The sequence below is a fragment of the Collinsella sp. LCP19S3_H3 genome (genome assembly GCF_052119145.1).
GTDB lineage: Bacteria > Actinomycetota > Coriobacteriia > Coriobacteriales > Coriobacteriaceae > Collinsella.
In genome coordinates this window covers 82,888-99,373 of the sequence record NZ_JBQKFW010000001.1, presented here as the reverse complement: position 1 = coordinate 99,373, position 16,486 = coordinate 82,888, and the positions used below count along the sequence as shown (strand labels likewise).

The following is a 16,486-nucleotide window of genomic DNA, read 5'->3' as shown; positions in this document are numbered from 1 at the left end:
TGCCTCGCCTTTTGAATGACAAATTGTCGCCCTGGGCGGCGCGCAGCGTCGGCCGGTTACGGCGTTTGGTAAAACGCCGTAACTACTCCTGTGCTCCGTACTGCTCGTAGTAGGCGTCGATGGCAGTCTTAAGTTCGTCATCGATGACGACCTTGCCATCGATCTCGTGATTGTAGAGGGTCTCGACGACCTCGGCCATGGAAACGATGCTCGCGACGGGGAAACCGTACTTTGCCTCGATCTCCTTCTGCGCGGTGGTCACGCCGCCCTTGCCGACCTCCATGCGGTTGAGGGACACAATCAGGCCCTTGATTTCGACGTCGGCGGCAGCCTTAACCTTGGGATAGGTCTCGTCGATGGACTTGCCGCTGGTGGTAACGTCCTCGACCATGACCACGCGGTCGCCGTCCTGGGGCTCATAACCCAGCAGGTTGCCCTTATCGGCACCGTGGTCCTTGGCCTCCTTGCGGTCGCAGCAGTACTTGACCTCCTTGCCGTACAGCTCGTGGTAGGCAATTGCGGTCACGACGGCCAGCGGAATACCCTTGTAGGCCGGTCCAAACAGCACATCAAAGTCGTCGCCAAAGTTATCGTGGATGGCCTGGGCGTAATACTCGCCCAGCTTCTTGAGCTGGTAGCCTGTCACGTAAGCGCCGGCGTTCATAAAGAACGGGGACTGACGGCCGCTCTTGAGCATAAAGCTGCCGAACTTAAGAACGTCGGACTCAACCATAAACTTGATGAACTCTTGCTTGTAAGCCTCCATGCGGGCTCCTCTCGTAATCGCGTACGTGCCTTCCAGTTTAGCGCAGGCGAAACGTCGATGCGGGTGCGCTTTGGAGCCACATCCCCCGTTAGAGTAAGGAACTGGGCGGCGGCTCATACGCTAGTCCTTGGGTGCCCAGGACCAGAAGAAGTTGATAAGGGCCACACGCGAGGCGGTACCGGTCTTTTTGTTGATCGAGGAAATGTGGCGGTAGAGCGTGGAGCGCGAAAGGAAAAGCGTTACGGCAATGTCCTGAACGCTCTGATCCGAAACGACCAGGGCCTCAAGAATATCGCGCTCGCGCTCTGTAAGCCCAAAGGCGGCGACGAAGGCATCGAGGCGCTCATCAGGCGTGAGCTCCGCTGCCTCCACGAGCGCGGGGTCGGAACATGCGGGCGCAAGATCTCCACCAAGATTGTCGGCAGCAAGCGCCAGCCCGTCCCGCATCACGGCATCATCGGTTCGTTGCCCCAACTGTCCCAGCAGCGTAATCGCAATACCCACAAACATCACGAGTGCCGCGCCGACTGCAGCCAGCACGTTTTGACTCGAGATAATCGCCACAGCCGGCGCCGTCACGAGCATCGAGCACACGTTATTGACGACGCGCCCCATGCACGGCCAAAAATATGACCAGTGCGCATAGAGCGAGATAGCGGCGAATTTTGTGGTAAAGAACACCACAAAGAAGCCCGAGCCCAGATAAAAGATAATCGTGGCAGCAAGCTCGTTACCACCATTACCATCGATGATGAGCACAAAGAACGAAAGCGTGGACAGCATGGCGACACATGTCATGCCGATATTCATATACGAACGGCCGTGCAGGTCAAATAGGGCGCCGGCGGCCAACGAGCTCGCAACAAGCAGCAGGCGCGGCCAGTCACCCAAATCAACGGCTCCGGTAGCATGCAAGGTTGTGAGGCCCGCGTTGAGAGCGGCGAATACGCCGGAAAGATACGCCGTCGCCACGGTCAGGCGAACTACGGCGCGGCGGAATGCCGCCTTTGCCTCGGGATCGTCATGCCACTTGGCGCCATATTCCAAGGCATCTACCGAAAGCCCGGCAACACTGGGTTCAAAGTTGGGATCGGACTCGTCGCGCAGTTTGGCGCGTCGGACACCGTGTAGCAACGCTACCTGCGCGATCGTACAGACAACCAGAACAGCCTGCTGAGGAATGCCGGCAGGCATCACCATATGGTTGAAGACCTGCACCAGAACGCCCATGGCGTAAGAAAGTGCGGCGGCGCGCGCCAAGCAGGGCGTCCGCGCAAAGCGCCGCGCAAAGTTTGCATGGGCAGTCGATCCGCAGTAGCCCAGCGCGCAGCACGCCACCAAACCGCCGGCGATTACCACCTCAGTCCGAACCGCCATAATCAACAGCAGGAATGCCGCCACCAGCAAAACACCCGTGACGTCACTCGTTGCATCGATGGCATGGGGACGGCGATAGTACAGAACGGGACGCACAAAAAAGCCAATCACGCTCGCGCCGAGGACAAGGCTCTCATAAATAACGACCTCGTTCGGAGACACGAGCTCGGCCATGCGAGTATCAAAGAGATACTCGCACGCCAAAAACGTGAAGAAGAACAGCGCCAGGCATATAATCTCCCGAATGCCCCGACGCAAATATGCGGTTGTGTCTCCCATGCCCCTCATGGTTAACCCCCAGCCGCTCAATTGTCTGGAATTCCATTTTAATAAAGAACCAGTCTCAATATCGAAGCCAGGCTCGAAATGCCGCTAATTTCGACCCCACCGTCCACATCACGCCGCGATTTTGAGCCGCATGGACCAGAAGGGACACGCGAGACCTCTAGCTCGGCTAGGAGCGTCTCCCACTACCACTCATTTAAGTACGTCCCCAATGAGTGGCCGAAAATGGGCCATGTGTCCCAGTTGTGGAGACTCCTTGAGCCGTCTGGGTATCGTGAAAGATCGCGCGCTCACCCATCATCAAAAGTGACACACGCTACCTGTTGATGGGAGGCAGCCATGGGCTTCTTTGACAAGATGTTCGAGAAGAAAGAGTGCGCGATTTGCGGTACCGAACTGGGGCTTTTGGGAAAGACCAAAATCAACGAAGGCTACCTGTGCAAAGAGTGCGCAGGCAAGCTCTCCCCCTTCTTTAGTGGTTGGCGCTCCAGCACCGCGAACGATATCCGCGAGCAACTCGCCTACCGCGAGGCCAACGCCGAGCGCCTGGCCTCGTTCAACCCCACGCGCACGCTCTCTGCCGGGCGCACCAACATCATGCTCGATGAGGACGCGGGCCTGCTGATCATCACTTCGCAGAGCCGCTGGCGCGACGCCAATCCCGACATCATCGAGTTCTCACAGGTACTCGGCTGCGATATGGATATCGACGAGCATCGCACCGAGATCTATCGCGAGACCAAGGACGGCGAGCGCGAGAGCTACAACCCGCCGCGCTACGACCTGGATTACGACTTTAACCTGACCATTCACGTCAACACGCCGTACTTTACCGAGATCAACCTGCGCGTGAACGACTCCACCATCGATCAGCGTGGCTCCATCGAATATCGCGAGGCCAAGCGCCAGGCAACCGAAGTCCGCGATGCGCTGGTACAGCTGCGTCAGGAGACACGCGACAGCGTCGTGGCCGCCAAGGCCCCCAAGACCGCGGTCACCTGCCCCTTCTGCGGTGCAACCACCATTCCCGATGCCAGTGGACGCTGCGAGTACTGCGGCGGCGCCATCGGCGCATAGCCTCCGGCACGGAAAGGACCGATCATGGCCTTCGAGAGTGTCAACTATCAGTGCCCCGCGTGTGGCGGCCCCCTTCACTTTGCCAGTGCCGAACAAAAGCTTGTCTGCGACTACTGCGATTCGCGTTTTGAAGTCGAAGAAGTCGAGGCCCTCTATCGCGAGCGCCAGGACAAGGCAGATGCCAAAGCCGATGCCGCAGCCGCGGCCCCCAAACCTGCTGTCGACGATGCCGTGCAGGATCTGGCCCAAAACGCCGGCTACATCTGCTCGTCGTGCGGCGCCGAGCTGGTCTCGGACGGCACCGTCGCCGTTACCACCTGCCCATACTGCGGCAACTCCGCCGTGGCGCCCGGCCAGCTCTCGGGCGACTTCTCACCCGACCTGGTGATTCCGTTTAAGCTCGGGCGCGATGATGTTATGGCAGCACTCAAAGAGCACTACAAGGGCAAAATCCTGCTGCCCAAGAGCTTTGTCACCGGCAACCACATCGACGAGGTCCAAGGCGTTTACGTGCCGTTTTGGCTCTACGGCGCCCGCGTGGACGGCGAAGTGTACTTCGATGCGACCAACGAGACCGTGACCGAGGAATCCGACCGCACCGTCACGACCACCGACCACTACGACGCCTACCGTAAGGGCAAAATCTCGTTTGAGCGCGTGCCCGTCGACGGATCGTCCAAGATGCCCGACGGCCATATGGATGCTATCGAGCCGTTTGACTACGACGCGCTGCGCCCGTTCTCGGTCGCGTATATGCCCGGCTACATCGCCAACCGCTACGATGAGGATTGCGAGACCTGCAAGGCGCGCGCCGAGCGTCGTATGGAAGAAAGTACGATTTCGGCCCTGCGCGAGACCGTCGTCGACGAATATGACGATGCCACGGTCGAAAGCAAGCAGCTCGACTACACCTGGGAAGACAGCAACTACGCTCTGTTCCCCGTGTGGATGCTTTCCACCTCGTGGAACGGCAAGAGCTACCTGTTTGCCATGAACGGCCAAACCGGCCGCATGGTCGGCGAGCTGCCCTGCTCCAAGCCCAAGCTCGCCATCGCCTCGGTGCTGTTCTTTGTGATCGGGTTTGTCCTCTCCCAGATTCTCTTTATGGGCGAGAACGCCTTCAATCCGGACTACCTCACCTTTGATATCGAGGGCATCCTCATCAACATCGTCGCGCCGCTGATCATCGTAATCATCGGAGACGTGCTGCTGGTAGGCCAGCTCAAGACGGCCAACGAGGCCACCCACGCCGATTGCTACTGCGGTGAGCTCGACTTGACCGAGAAGCACGACACCTTCAGCCACACCGAGACCACCGTTGTCATGAAGGACAACAAGGACGATTAGCCATTCTAACCAATACCACCCGGCCTTTGACGAGAAAGGAAGATCACCATGGGACTCTTGAAAGCTGGATTGGGTGCTGCCGGCGGCGTCATGGCCGACCAGTGGAAGGAATATATCTATTGCGAATCGATGCCCGCTGACGTCTTGGCCTGCAAGGGCAGCAAGCGCACCGGCGGCCGCAGCTCCAACACGCGCGGCGAGGACAACGTCATCTCCAACGGCTCCGTCATCGCCGTCAACGACGGCCAGGGCATGCTCGTGGTGCAAAACGGCAAGATCATCGAGGTCGCGCTGGAGCCCGGCGAGTTTGTCTTTGACACCGGCAGCGAGCCGAGCGTCTTTAGCGGCAACCTGGGCGACTCCATCAAGGAGACGTTCGCCAATATCGGCAGCCGTTTTACCTTTGGCGGCGACGCGGGCAAAGACCAGCGCGTCTACTTCATCAACACCAAGGAGATCATCGGCAACAAGTACGGCACCGCCTCGCCTGTGCCCTTCCGCGTGGTCGACAACAACATTGGCCTGGATGTCGACATCTCCGTTCGCTGCAACGGCGAGTATTCGTACCGCATCACCAACCCGCTGCTGTTCTACACCAACGTGTGCGGCAACGTGACCGATAGCTACACGCGCGATAAGATCGACAGCCAGCTTAAGTCCGAGCTGCTCACCGCTCTGCAACCCGCCTTTGCCAAGATCTCGGAGATGGGCATCCGCTACAGCGCTATCCCCGGCCACACCACCGAGCTCGCCCGCGCGCTCAACGAGGTTCTCTCCGCCGACTGGCGCGACCTGCGCGGCGTCGAGATCGTGAGCTTTGGCGTCAACTCCATCGCCGCCTCGCAAGAAGACGAGCAAATGATCAAGGACCTGCAGAAGGCCGCAGTCATGCGCGATCCCACCATGGCAGCCGCCAACATCGCCAGCGCCCAGAGCGATGCGATGCGCGCGGCAGCCGCCAACCCCAACGGCGCGATGGCCGGCTTTATGGGCATGGGCATGGCGGGCGGCATGGGCGGCATGAACGCCAGCCAGCTGTTCGCCGCCGGCCAGGCACATCAGCAGGCCGCCCCACAGCCGGCTCCGGCACCCGCCCCCGCACCGGCTCCTGCCGCTGCCCCCGCGGCCGGCGCATGGACCTGCAGCTGCGGTGCCACCAACACCGGCAAGTTCTGCCCCGAGTGTGGCAGTCCCGCACCCGCCCCGGCACCGGCCAAGTGGTTCTGCCCCAACTGCGGCAGCGAAAACGGCGGCAAGTTCTGCAGCAACTGCGGAACGCCTAGGCCCTAACCCCTCTATCTGGTAATTGGCGGGGGTCCGCCACCCCCGCATTTGCTTCTATGGGTTTCGTTCGATAAAGGAGGACACCATGAAGACAACGTTCAAAAAGTCCGTACTCGCATTTCTGACATGCGTCCTGGCGCTCGCCTTTGCCCTGACGGGCTGCAGCGGCGGCGGCAAGGACCCCAAGGCCAACTTCGTCGGCAGCTGGGAACTCTCGGGTGGAACCCTGGAGGGCGAAGAGCTCACCGATGAGTACATGGATATGCTCAAGGAGTGGGGCCTCAACTGTATCCTGATCCTCGACGAAGACGGCACGGGCGTCCTCGACATGTTCCTTGAGGTCGCCGACCTGAAATGGGAGGCCAAGGACGCCACCACTGCAACCATCACCGCCGACGGCGATTCGCAGGACATGAAACTCAAGGACGGCAAGCTCGTCCTCGAGGTGGAAGGCGACAAGCTTATCTTTACGAAGTCCGACAAGGATCTGTCCGGTACGCTAAAAAAGGATCGCGAGGCGGCCGAGAAGGAAGAGGAGATCGATGAGGCCGTCGAAGACGACGATGTCCAGAGCGTCGAAATCTCCCCCGCCGTCACCGTCGCCGATGACGATCTGTGCACCATCACCATCACCGAGAAGTTCAAGGACGAATGGGGCGACATCGGCTTTGTCGTCAACATCACCAACAAGAGCGACAAGGACCTGACCTTCTACGCTCCCTCCGGCAAGACCAACGTCAACGGCACCATGAAGGAACCCTGGTTCTCGGCTAACCTGATGCCCGGCACCAACGCCACCGAGGAATTCACGTTCTCGAGCGGCGAGCTTGACAGCCTTGACGACCTGGTCAACACGACCATCGGCATCGACGCCTACCTGACCGATTCCTACGAGGACGTCGCCTCCTACACCGCAACCATCGCGTAGCGGCACGTAACATCAGCCGCGGATTGGCGGACGCATCCGCGCACTTGCCAGGCGGGGCCGCAGGAGTTGATCCTGCGGCCCCGTCGTTTTTATGCCGACAGCACAGCCGCACAAGCAGGCCGCCCGTCGTTTTCTGATGCAAAACGGCGGGCGGCCTATCTTTACGGCGCCGGAACACGGCGAGCGCGTCGATTACGGGCGCTCCATGTTGGGAACGATGCTGCCCTCCGTTACCGCGCGCACGGCCAGGCGCATGATGTTATCGTAGCCGGTCTTGCTTAGGATCTCCGAGATGCGACGCTTGATGGTACCCTCACTCATAAACAGCTCGGCCGCGATCTCGCGGCGGCTTTTGCCCTCGCAGGCAAGGCGCAAAATCGACAGCTCGACATCGTCGAGTGCCGCCGTGCCCGAAAAAATGCTTTCGGGCGGCTTGGGAAACGTGCAATAGCCCGCCAGCGTGGAGCGCATCACGGCGAACAGCTCGTCGATACCGACGTTCTTGTACACAAAGCTATCGACGCCCGCCTCGCGAGCCTGATCGACAAAGGTGATCTCGGGCATGCCTGTCATGATGATGACGCGGCACTCGGGCAGCTGCTCCTTGATGCGCGCCGCCGCCACGATGCCGTTTGAATCGTGTTCGGTGCACACGTCCATCAATATCATGTCCGGGCGCTCCTTGAGCGCGACACCCAAGGCCTCGGAGGCATCGGCGATCGCGGCGACGACGGTCATATCGGGCTGGTCGCCAACGGAGCGCGCCAGGCTTTCGCGCAGAATGGCCTGATCTTCGACAATTAACACGCGGATCATGAACTTCTCCTTTGGACCGTGGCGTTGGGGCTCAGCGGGATGGACACCGCAAGCGTAAAGGGCTGGGCGGCGTGGACTTCCAGGCCGCCGCCCAAATCTTGCGCGACATGCCTCATACCTGGGATACCCGTTCCCTCGCGATACGATACGGGGGCCGGGGACCCGTCGTTAGAAATCGTCATGCGCGCGACGGCGCTAGCATTCGTCCCCTCCTGCCACAGGCGCACGTGGACCCGATGCGCCTGCGCATGCCTGGTGGCATTGGTCGAGGCCTCGCGGATAATCTGCAAAAATGCGGCGGCGACACGCGCGTCCTCAGGCAGCGCACCCTCAACATCGATCTGCACACTCACCAAGCCAAAGGCGTGGACGATATCGCTCAGCTGCTCTGCAGGCTCGCTGGCACCGCCACTGCGCAAATCGGCGGCGATTGAGCGCAGCAACGGGTCAATCTGCTCGAGCGACTCATCATCCAGACGTCCCTCCTCCAAATAGCGATGAAGAATGGACAGGCGCTGGCCGATCACATCGTGAACGCGGGCACGCATACGTAGGTAGGCCGCATTGTCGGCAACCTTTTTGGCTTCTTCGATCTGGGCCTGGAGCTCTTGGCCAGCACGCTCAAGCAGGTGGTTGGCTTGCGCCAGACGGTCGTAGGCGTGTGCGTATTCCGTCACGTCCAGGCCGACGACGCGCTCGAACGGACGGCTCGAGACCGTAACGGAGTCACGCACGAACAGACGAATCTCGGAAGGAGAGATCTCGACCACGGCGCGATCCCTACCAAAGCGATCAAGGTCGATATGGGCGCGATTAGCGCTGCTTTCGGGCATTTGCATGCTCAGTTTGCGCAGGTCGTTCCATGTGCTGCTCATGTCGCCCAGGTCGGTGGGCATATGGAGCTCTACGAGGTTTTTGCGCATGCAGCGGTTCATGAGCAGCGGACGGCCCCTCGGGTCTAGATACAGGATGCCCACGGGAATCACGTTGATGGTCTCGATCGTCGAGAACATGGTGATATCCTCTTGGCGGTTACGGACGTCCATCAAGAGCGCCGCGATGGAACGGAACAGGAAGAACGCTCCCTCTGCGATAAGGACAACGGTCCACGCCGAGCCCATGGCAAAAACCACCGGTGGTGTAACGGCGACAACAAGCAACAGCTCGACCAGCATGACGGGACGACGATAGTGCACCATAAGTACCACGCCATAGGCAAAGATTGCGGCATTGAGCCACAACGCTCCGCCCATTGCCCTGGCGCAAACGTCAAGCGGCGCCACCAGATACGAGCCAGACGACGTGAACAAGATGAGCGCCGAAATCATCAGGTGAAGCACAAGACTCGCCTCGTAGGCGCAAATCACCTTACGGTTATAGGACGAGCGGCGCGATGCGATGAGCGGGACGTGGATCGTCTGCAGACACGCAGCCAGGGCAAAGACAACATCGAGCGCAACGATCTGGGGAAGTATGAGCGAAATCTGCATCGTCACTCACCCACCCTCGGCATCAAGACGATCATGCGCAGCTGACCGGACTCGCCCTCAAGGCGGTATGCCACGTTGCGCCCTTGCAAAGCGCTTTCGAGCTCTTGCGCAGCGGGCGTCTGCGAAAGATCTTCATCATCGTTGGAAAAAAGTGTGGCGCGCAGCTCGACGCTGCATCGGTCATGGTCGCCCAAGTGATACATAAGTGCCGGATGATCGGTGGTGTAGGCAAAAAACGCAAAGTCATACACGCAGTCGTACAGCGCGCTTACCGTACTGGCGTGCATCGGGCGCCGTATGGCAATAATCGAGGCGCAATCGACATCGATCGTGCGCAGGTCGCTTGCGAGCTCGTTGGCAATGAGCTGAATGCGGTCGCGGTCAAAACCGCTCTCCCCGTGCTGTGCCAACGTGAGCGACCCCTTCCGTTTGCAATAGGCAACGAGCATCTTGGCGCGCTGCAGCATGCGGTAGCGCTCGCGCGAAGATTCCTCGTCAGTCAACGGCGGCAGCGAGCTCAACAAGTCGTACATCTCTTCGAGCGCGCGGGCAAGCGCCTGGTCCACGTCTTGGACTAGCAAGGTCTCGGCCTCTTGATCTGCCAAATGTGTCTTAAGGTCGTAGTCGGCGGCAAGCAGCTCGTTTTGGCGTTGCAGCTCCATGCGACGATGTGCCAGTTCGCGATTGAGCTCGTTGAGCTCCGATACGTCTTGGGCAAGCAGGGCCGATCCCCCCAGCAGCGGAAAAGCACGATACATCACATCGGGATCGGACGCCACGGTAAAGGCATGGGCGCGGCCGTGCTCCTGGGTCCGCAGCTCCTCGCGCACGCCTACCGGCATTGGCTTTGACACCGGCGTGGCATAGACCTCCTGCAGGTCGCGCGTTAGAACTTTGAGGTCAAGCGGCAAGGTGTCGAAGATGCCGGCGATATCGTGGTACGACGGAATGACACCGCAATCGAGACAGATTTCCATCGCCACCACGCACATGATGCAATAGACGAGCGAAAAGTTGAGCCTCCATGCCCAGGGCACGCGCAGAGCATATGAGATGCCAAAGAATGCGCCGCCCAGCAGCACGAGCGCCGCCGTGCCCGAGAAACGTTGGATGCGAAAGGACGAGGACCGACCAACCAGGACAAAAAAGGCCACGAAGTTAAAGGCCGTCCACACGAGGAAGGCGAAATAACCCCGGCCGTACGTGTAATCGTTGCTCCAGGTGTCGCTTGTACGGTCAAAGCGGAAGACCTGCTGGTGAAAATCGTTGGTGAGCACAAATCCGATAAGCAGGATGGCCACAATCCACAGCGCAGCACGGTAGCGGCGACCCAGGCGGCGTTGCTCCAGGCCCGCAAGGCGCAGGCCGCAGAGCTGGTAGAGCAGCGGAATGAGCGTCATGGGCACGTAGTACAGGTACCACAGCAAGGTGGCATAGAACGGCGTGTACGACTTGTACTTGAGAATGACCTCGATCATCCACAGGGCACAGATGGTGGCGATGGCAACAAGGCGGCGGCGCAACACATAGTCCAAACAACGCAGATAGACCAACACGCCCCAAATCGAGAATACAATTGCGGCGACAAGCAGCGGGAGAGGGCTCGAATGGGTGAGCGCGTCCACGACCTCTTCGGACACCTCGCTATAGGCGGGCACGGCGTTAGAAAGTTTGGGGTCGAAGGCGAACAGCACCGGCAAGATCGCCAAAAGCATGAGGAACAGCGCGGTGATGGCGCCGGCGATAGCAAAGACGCGGTGACGGTACACCTGATGCGTTATGCCAACAAGGAATCGCGGCATGGCGAAGAGCCTGCCGCCCCTGGGATCCGCAACCGGAGCGGTCCGGGCGGCCGCGTGGCCGATATGTCGCTCGCGGGTACTCATAGTCCCTTTAGTGTACCGACAGGCGGGCCCAAAAAGCGGGCCGCATGTCCCAAAATCCGCAGACGGCAAGGCGCCCGGCGAGCAATAACTACTCGCCGGGCGCCTTGGTTAGAAGGCTATGAAGTTGAGCGTCTCAGCTTCCTTAGGACAGGTCCTCACCATTAGAAGCAATAACCTTCTTGTACCAGTCGAAGCTCTTCTTTTTGGAACGCTTGAGGGTACCGTTGCCTGCATCGTCGCGGTCCACATAGATAAAGCCGTAGCGCTTGGACATCTCACCCGTGCCGGCAGACACCAGGTCGATCGGGCCCCAGGTGGTGTAGCCCAGCAGGTCAACGCCGTCCTCGGTCACCGCATCGCGCATCGCGGCGATATGCTGGCGCAGGTAGTCGATACGGTAGTCGTCGTTGATGGAGCCATCCTCCTCGACAACATCCTTGGCGCCCAGACCGTTCTCGACCACAAACAGCGGCTTCTGATAACGGTCGTACAGGTCGTTGAGGGTGATGCGGAAGCCCAGCGGATCGATGGCCCAGCCCCACTGGCTCTCCTGCAGGTAGGGGTTCTTGGCGCCGGCGAAGGCGTTACCCTGGGTGCGCTCGACATCGGGGTTATCGGCACCGGCAGAGCAGCGGGTGCTGTAATAGCTAAAGCTGATGAAGTCGACGGTGTTAGCGGCCAGGATCTCGCGGTCCTCGTCCGTCATGCCCACATCGATGCCTAGACGCTCGAGCTTCTTGACGGCATATGCCGGGTAGTAGCCGCGGCTCTGGACGTCGACGAAGAAGTAGTTGTCCTGGTTATCGAGCTGCGCCTGGCGCACATCGCCCGGACGGCAGCTGTAGGGGTAGTAGCTACCCGCGGCGAGCATGCAGCTTGGCCAGGCCGCGGCCGTCCACGTCGTAGGCACCCTCGCACTGGTTGGCAGCCGTTGCGCCGCCCCACAGGAAGTCTTTACGGAAAGCCATACATCGATCCTTTCACACGCTGTTGTCATAGGCTCAGTATCCCTGCAAACGGGGTACCGCCCAACGGCAACGGCACAGGCCGATACTTCTTTTCGCGTGCAGGCGCCCGGCAGCCACCCCACCTGACACTTTTTGATACCCGCCTGCCCAAACCGCCACAAAGGGGACAGGCGCCTTTGTGGCGGTTTGGGGCGATTTGTCTCGATCTGTAACAGGTAGGCCGCCAAAACCGGGCCAGGTGTTACAGATTGAGATTGTTCGGTCAGTCCTTTGCAGTTTGTCTAAATCTGTAACAGGTAGAGACGATTTAGCCCGCTAGATGTTACAGATCGAGACAGAAGATTCTAGTCGCAGGCGATGTCGAGGTTTTTGCCGATGAGACCTACGTAGCCGCCTTCGCTCAGCAACTCATTTGACTGAATAGGAAAAAAAGGAAAAAATAGGAAAAAAAGGAAAGGAGACTTATGACTGAAACCATCTTCTCCCCCTCATTTGGAAATCGTCCGTCCTATCTGGTGGGACGCGGGAGCGTGATTTCGACATTCATCTCCGGCCTTGAGCAGGAGCCGGGCAATCGAGACCGAGCCATGCTCATGCTCGGCCAGCGAGGCAGCGGCAAAACGGTTCTGTTGTGGGAACTTGCCGATCGCGCCCGCAAGCTCGGCTTTGTTGTCGCCACGCCCACCGTAGCCTCCGAGGATATGCTCGAGCGCATTGTTGAGAAAATCCAGGAAGCGGGCGAGCCTTACGCCAACAAGCATCGTCTCCCCAAACTTACAGGTGGCAGTTTGAGCGTCTTCGGTTTCTCAGCCGGCCTCGAGTTTACGCGCGACGTACAGGAAACTAAGAGTTTCCAGTTCAAATTCACGCAGTTGGCACGCAAGTTAACCGAGCAGGGACACGGCATCCTCATCCTCATCGACGAGCTCCAGGCAAATTCACCCGAGATCAGACAGCTCGTCACCGCCTATCAAGAGCTGGTCGGCGAGGGACTCAACGTCGCGCTCGTCATGGCGGGCCTCCCGGGAGCAGTCTCCGCGACACTCAACGACCGCGTACTGACATTTCTCAACCGCGCACGCAAAGTCACGCTCGAACCGCTTTCAGTCGGAGATGTCGATGCCTATTATCAGCGGGCTTTCGAAGAGCTCGACCTTGATATTCCAGGCGATCTTCGCCTCCGTGCCGCTCGTGCAACCCAAGGATCGCCCTATATGCTGCAGCTCATCGGCTACAACATCGCCAATCGCTGCCAGGCAGGAGAATACGTAACGCCAGAGCAAGTCGACGGAGCTATCGAAGCGTCAAAGGCCGATTTCGAAAACGATGTTTGTGAAACGACGCTCGCCGCGCTATCGGACCAAGACGTCGCGTTTCTCGACGCAATGACTGATGACAAAGACGGCGTGTCGCGCATCTCCAATGTGGCCGAGCGCATGTCAGTCACACCCGACTATGCGCAAAAGTATCGCCGACGCCTCATCGACGCCGGCGTTATCGAACAGGCACGCCGCGGTTACGTGCGTTTCGCTGTTCCATATATGGCTGACTATCTGCGCAGCCAGCTCTAGACAGCCACCACAATGGGGACAGGCACCTTTGTGGTGGCTGGGGGGCGGTATGTCTCGATCTGTAACAGGTAGAGACGATTTAGCCCGCTAGATGTTACAGATCGAGACAGAAGATTCTAGTCGCAGGCGATGTCGAGGTTTTTGCCGATGAGGCCTACGTAGCCGCCTTCGGCTGCCTTGGGGCTGTCAGCATGGCAGAGAACCCACTTGTCGGCCTTCCAGTAGCAGTAGCTGTCGCCGGCAGCAGGCATATCGGCCGCAGCCTCGGGACGCGGACCGTTGGTACCGGCGGGCAGCGCCACCATCACCTGGAAGCCACCGTCGTCGACCATGCACGGCGTGTAGTGGAGCGTGGTGTTGAAAACCTCGACAACCTTGCCCGCCGGCACGCGAAACGCCTTGACGCACGCGGTGTCGAGCTTGCCGCCCTCGATCTCCCAGCGATGCGCCACGAGTAGGATAAAGTCACGCGCCCCCAGGTTGAACTCGCTCGCGCGGTGGTACTCCAGGCAGTTGAGACGCGTGTTGTGGCCATTGCACCAGCCGAGCTGGAAGGGGCGGCCGCCAAACATGAGAAAGCCCAGTTTATCGGCACCCTTAACGCCCTCGAGCTCCGGCGTACTCGCTACGTACTTACTGCCCTCGGGGATGGGCGTAGCGGAGAGTGCCTCGACGAGTGGAGCGGTCAGGCCGGACGGGACGTCGTCCCACACGCGGCCATAGGACTTGAACTCGGGATCGTTGACAGAGTAGATATGCATGTTCACTCCTGTTCGTAAATGTGACTATACGAACATTCTAGAACAAACATGAGCGATTTTGAACGCTCGTCCAGACCACTCAACAAAAAGGCGCCCCCGCATAAGCGAAGGCGCCCAATGTGCATGTTTTGGGCGATAAGCCCTTACGCCTGCTGATAGTGCAGGTGCTTCTCGTCGATATCGGCCAGGTCGCGGTCGAGGTAGCGGCGCGCGAGCCAGTTTGCCATGGGAAGGTTCTGGTCCAGGTAGTTGCCGCACTCCTCGGGAGCGGCTCCGGGGACATCGCCCTCAAAGTCGGCGACAAACTCAAACAACTCACGCACGAGCGGCAGAATCTCCTCGCTCGTTACCTCACCAAAAACGACCAGGTAAAAGCCCGTGCGGCAGCCCATGGGGCCAAAGTAGACAATGCGGCTCGACCACTCGGCATGGTTGCGAAGGAATGTCGCGCCTAGGTGCTCGATGGTGTGGCACTCTGCCGTGTTCATGACCGGCTCCTTGTTGGGCGTGGTCAGGCGCAGGTCAAAGGTGGTAACGACAGCGGCGGTCGCCGGATCGCGGTCGATGCGGCTTACATACACGCCGGGCTCAAGCTGCAAATGGTCAACGGAAAAACTCGCGATGCGCTCCATGGCAGATCCTCTCGATAGTCAATTTGGGACGGGGCTCTTTTAGCTGGTTCGAATGGTCGCACCAATCATACCAGTCAAAAAAGCCCCGTCCCAAATGAGCTGCCCGGGACGGGGATCAATGAGTTTTTAATCCCCGTCCCAGAAAAATCATGCTAGGCAGTGTACGAAATGGTCGCGTCGACGGCTTTGCCGCCCTGCGGCCCGGCGTTGCCTTTGCCTAGATCTCACGCACGCTCTGACGCTCGACAAAATAGGTCGATACGGCTGTCTTGCAGGTATAGCTCTTGGGATTGCGGATGTTGCCCACCAGGCGGCGCACCGCGATCTCGCCCACCTCGTGCTTGGGAACGTGCACCGTGGTGAGCGGCGGGTTGGAGAAGGCGCCCAAAGACAGATCGTCAAAGCCGATGATCGAGACATCCTCGGGCACGCGTATGCCGTGCTCGTTGAGCGCGCGCATGGCACCCACGGCGAGCACGTCGTTTTCGGCAAAGAAAGCCGTCGGCAGGTCGTCGCGCGAGACGCTGTCGAGCCATGCGCCCATGTCGCGATAGGCGCCCTCGAGCGTGGTGCCCAGCGTAACGCGCCATGTCGGGTTGGCCTCAAGGTCTGCGTCCTCAAGCGCTTGGCGATAGCCGCGCTCGCGATCCTTAAAGTTGCGGATGCGAAGGTCGCCTGCCAGATAGCCGATCTGTCTGTGACCTTTCTCGATGAGGTGATCCACGGCGCGCAGCACCGAGTCGGTGTTGGCAATGACCACGGCATCGAAGTATTGACGATCGCTCCAGCCATCGAGCACGATCAGGTGGGCGGCAGCGTTGGCAAACAGGGCGTAGTCTTCCTCGCCCAGCTCGGTGCCCATCAGCACGATAGCGGCGGACGGATCGGCGATCAGGCCCTCGACCTGCGGACGCACGGCGTCCAAGTCGCTAAAGTCGAGCGAGACAAAGCTCGTGCTCATGCCGTGACGACGCGCCTGGCGCTCCACGCCCTCGATGACCGCGGGATGGAAGGTGCTCTCGTCCAGAATGGCGCCCGTCTTGCGCGCGAGCACAAACTGAATGCTCTCGAGCTGCGTCGACTGCTGATAGCCAAGCGATTGCGCGCACTCCAGGATGACCTTGGCGGTCTCTTCACTCACGCTGCGCTTGCGGTTGAGCGCGTTGGACACGGTCGCAGGCGAAAAACCGGTGATGCGGCTGATCTCGCGAACACTTGCTTTGGCCATTGTTCCCCCTAGCAACGGCCGTGGCGGAGCATCGCAACTTGATGACTCGACAACTAAACGACCGCAAATT

At 59.7% G+C, this 16,486-nt stretch carries 14 protein-coding genes and 1 pseudogene; 5 read left to right on the top strand and 10 right to left on the bottom strand.

The annotated features are described in order from the left end of the window. Positions 1–82: 82 nt before the first annotated feature. Together pyrE and ACTQZF_RS00410 are read right to left on the bottom strand one after the other, a co-directional pair. Positions 83–766: an orotate phosphoribosyltransferase gene (gene pyrE / locus ACTQZF_RS00415; RefSeq protein WP_441554235.1), complete on the bottom strand. Its 684-nt coding sequence runs from the start codon at positions 764–766 to the stop codon at positions 83–85. A 120-nt stretch (positions 767–886) separates the two neighbouring features. Further along, positions 887–2,422, bottom strand: a complete 1,536-nt coding sequence (locus ACTQZF_RS00410; protein ID WP_441554234.1) for a LuxR C-terminal-related transcriptional regulator — start codon at positions 2,420–2,422, stop codon at positions 887–889. A 345-nt stretch (positions 2,423–2,767) separates the two neighbouring features. On the opposite strand from ACTQZF_RS00410, the gene ACTQZF_RS00405 reads away from it, so the two are divergent. The 4 genes from ACTQZF_RS00405 to ACTQZF_RS00390 all read left to right on the top strand — a co-directional run bounded on the left by ACTQZF_RS00405 (position 2,768) and on the right by ACTQZF_RS00390 (position 7,064). Then, positions 2,768–3,505: a DUF4428 domain-containing protein gene (locus ACTQZF_RS00405; RefSeq protein WP_441554233.1), complete on the top strand. Its 738-nt coding sequence runs from the start codon at positions 2,768–2,770 to the stop codon at positions 3,503–3,505. A gap of 24 nt (positions 3,506–3,529) precedes the next feature. Then, on the top strand, positions 3,530–4,852 hold the full coding sequence (locus ACTQZF_RS00400) for a hypothetical protein (RefSeq protein WP_441554232.1): 1,323 nt from the start codon (positions 3,530–3,532) through the stop codon (positions 4,850–4,852). 48 nt (positions 4,853–4,900) lie between these two features. Further along, positions 4,901–6,142 (top strand): SPFH domain-containing protein, encoded by a 1,242-nt coding sequence (locus tag ACTQZF_RS00395; protein WP_441554231.1) that lies wholly within the window; start codon positions 4,901–4,903, stop codon positions 6,140–6,142. A gap of 79 nt (positions 6,143–6,221) precedes the next feature. Beyond that, positions 6,222–7,064: a hypothetical protein gene (locus tag ACTQZF_RS00390; protein ID WP_427727291.1), complete on the top strand. Its 843-nt coding sequence runs from the start codon at positions 6,222–6,224 to the stop codon at positions 7,062–7,064. Between the two features lie 192 nt (positions 7,065–7,256). On the opposite strand, the gene ACTQZF_RS00385 is transcribed toward ACTQZF_RS00390, so the two are convergent. The 5 genes and pseudogenes from ACTQZF_RS00385 to ACTQZF_RS00365 form a co-directional block, all read right to left on the bottom strand. Beyond that, positions 7,257–7,880, bottom strand: a complete 624-nt coding sequence (locus ACTQZF_RS00385; protein ID WP_418825693.1) for a response regulator transcription factor — start codon at positions 7,878–7,880, stop codon at positions 7,257–7,259. Further along, the gene (locus ACTQZF_RS00380) at positions 7,877–9,376 is read right to left on the bottom strand and encodes a sensor histidine kinase (RefSeq protein WP_441032077.1); all 1,500 of its coding nucleotides are present in this window, start codon (positions 9,374–9,376) and stop codon (positions 7,877–7,879) included. The genes ACTQZF_RS00385 and ACTQZF_RS00380 overlap by 4 nt, the downstream gene beginning before the upstream one ends. Continuing rightward, positions 9,373–11,172: a histidine kinase N-terminal 7TM domain-containing protein gene (locus tag ACTQZF_RS00375; protein ID WP_441554230.1), complete on the bottom strand. Its 1,800-nt coding sequence runs from the start codon at positions 11,170–11,172 to the stop codon at positions 9,373–9,375. Before ACTQZF_RS00375 ends, ACTQZF_RS00380 begins: the two co-directional genes overlap by 4 nt. A 226-nt stretch (positions 11,173–11,398) precedes the next feature. Further along, positions 11,399–12,130, bottom strand: a pseudogene (locus tag ACTQZF_RS00370) (family 1 glycosylhydrolase); the annotation flags it as partial. Beyond that, complete coding sequence (locus ACTQZF_RS00365) at positions 12,111–12,224, bottom strand: family 1 glycosylhydrolase (protein WP_441554229.1); 114 nt, start codon at positions 12,222–12,224, stop codon at positions 12,111–12,113. The pseudogene ACTQZF_RS00370 and the gene ACTQZF_RS00365, both read right to left, overlap by 20 nt. Before the next feature lie 464 nt (positions 12,225–12,688). On the opposite strand from ACTQZF_RS00365, the gene ACTQZF_RS00360 reads away from it, so the two are divergent. Beyond that, positions 12,689–13,795: an ATP-binding protein gene (locus ACTQZF_RS00360; RefSeq protein WP_441015332.1), complete on the top strand. Its 1,107-nt coding sequence runs from the start codon at positions 12,689–12,691 to the stop codon at positions 13,793–13,795. Between the two features lie 116 nt (positions 13,796–13,911). On the opposite strand, the gene ACTQZF_RS00355 is transcribed toward ACTQZF_RS00360, so the two are convergent. From ACTQZF_RS00355 to ACTQZF_RS00345, 3 genes are all read right to left on the bottom strand, one after another. Further along, positions 13,912–14,556 carry a DUF4867 family protein gene (locus tag ACTQZF_RS00355; RefSeq protein ID WP_441554228.1) on the bottom strand — a complete coding sequence of 215 codons (645 nt, stop codon included), beginning with the start codon at positions 14,554–14,556 and terminating at the stop codon, positions 13,912–13,914. A 143-nt stretch (positions 14,557–14,699) separates the two neighbouring features. Beyond that, on the bottom strand, positions 14,700–15,188 hold the full coding sequence (locus tag ACTQZF_RS00350) for an S-ribosylhomocysteine lyase (RefSeq protein ID WP_427727273.1): 489 nt from the start codon (positions 15,186–15,188) through the stop codon (positions 14,700–14,702). 217 nt (positions 15,189–15,405) lie between these two features. Further along, complete coding sequence (locus tag ACTQZF_RS00345) at positions 15,406–16,416, bottom strand: LacI family DNA-binding transcriptional regulator (protein WP_427793677.1); 1,011 nt, start codon at positions 16,414–16,416, stop codon at positions 15,406–15,408. Positions 16,417–16,486 lie beyond the last annotated feature (70 nt).

Excerpts from the sequence above, each read along its gene's own strand:
- ACTQZF_RS00390 (WP_427727291.1), top strand. The coding sequence starts at position 6,222 with ATGAAGACAACGTTCAAAAAGTCCGTACTCGCATTTCTGACATGCGTC.
- pyrE (WP_441554235.1), bottom strand. The coding sequence starts at position 766 with ATGGAGGCTTACAAGCAAGAGTTCATCAAGTTTATGGTTGAGTCCGAC.
- ACTQZF_RS00350 (WP_427727273.1), bottom strand. The coding sequence starts at position 15,188 with ATGGAGCGCATCGCGAGTTTTTCCGTTGACCATTTGCAGCTTGAGCCC.
- ACTQZF_RS00410 (WP_441554234.1), bottom strand. The coding sequence starts at position 2,422 with ATGGGAGACACAACCGCATATTTGCGTCGGGGCATTCGGGAGATTATA.
- ACTQZF_RS00360 (WP_441015332.1), top strand. The coding sequence starts at position 12,689 with ATGACTGAAACCATCTTCTCCCCCTCATTTGGAAATCGTCCGTCCTAT.
- ACTQZF_RS00345 (WP_427793677.1), bottom strand. The coding sequence starts at position 16,416 with ATGGCCAAAGCAAGTGTTCGCGAGATCAGCCGCATCACCGGTTTTTCG.
- ACTQZF_RS00355 (WP_441554228.1), bottom strand. The coding sequence starts at position 14,556 with ATGCATATCTACTCTGTCAACGATCCCGAGTTCAAGTCCTATGGCCGC.
- ACTQZF_RS00400 (WP_441554232.1), top strand. The coding sequence starts at position 3,530 with ATGGCCTTCGAGAGTGTCAACTATCAGTGCCCCGCGTGTGGCGGCCCC.
- ACTQZF_RS00395 (WP_441554231.1), top strand. The coding sequence starts at position 4,901 with ATGGGACTCTTGAAAGCTGGATTGGGTGCTGCCGGCGGCGTCATGGCC.
- ACTQZF_RS00375 (WP_441554230.1), bottom strand. The coding sequence starts at position 11,172 with ATGCCGCGATTCCTTGTTGGCATAACGCATCAGGTGTACCGTCACCGC.
- ACTQZF_RS00385 (WP_418825693.1), bottom strand. The coding sequence starts at position 7,880 with ATGATCCGCGTGTTAATTGTCGAAGATCAGGCCATTCTGCGCGAAAGC.
- ACTQZF_RS00365 (WP_441554229.1), bottom strand. The coding sequence starts at position 12,224 with ATGGCTTTCCGTAAAGACTTCCTGTGGGGCGGCGCAACGGCTGCCAAC.
- ACTQZF_RS00405 (WP_441554233.1), top strand. The coding sequence starts at position 2,768 with ATGGGCTTCTTTGACAAGATGTTCGAGAAGAAAGAGTGCGCGATTTGC.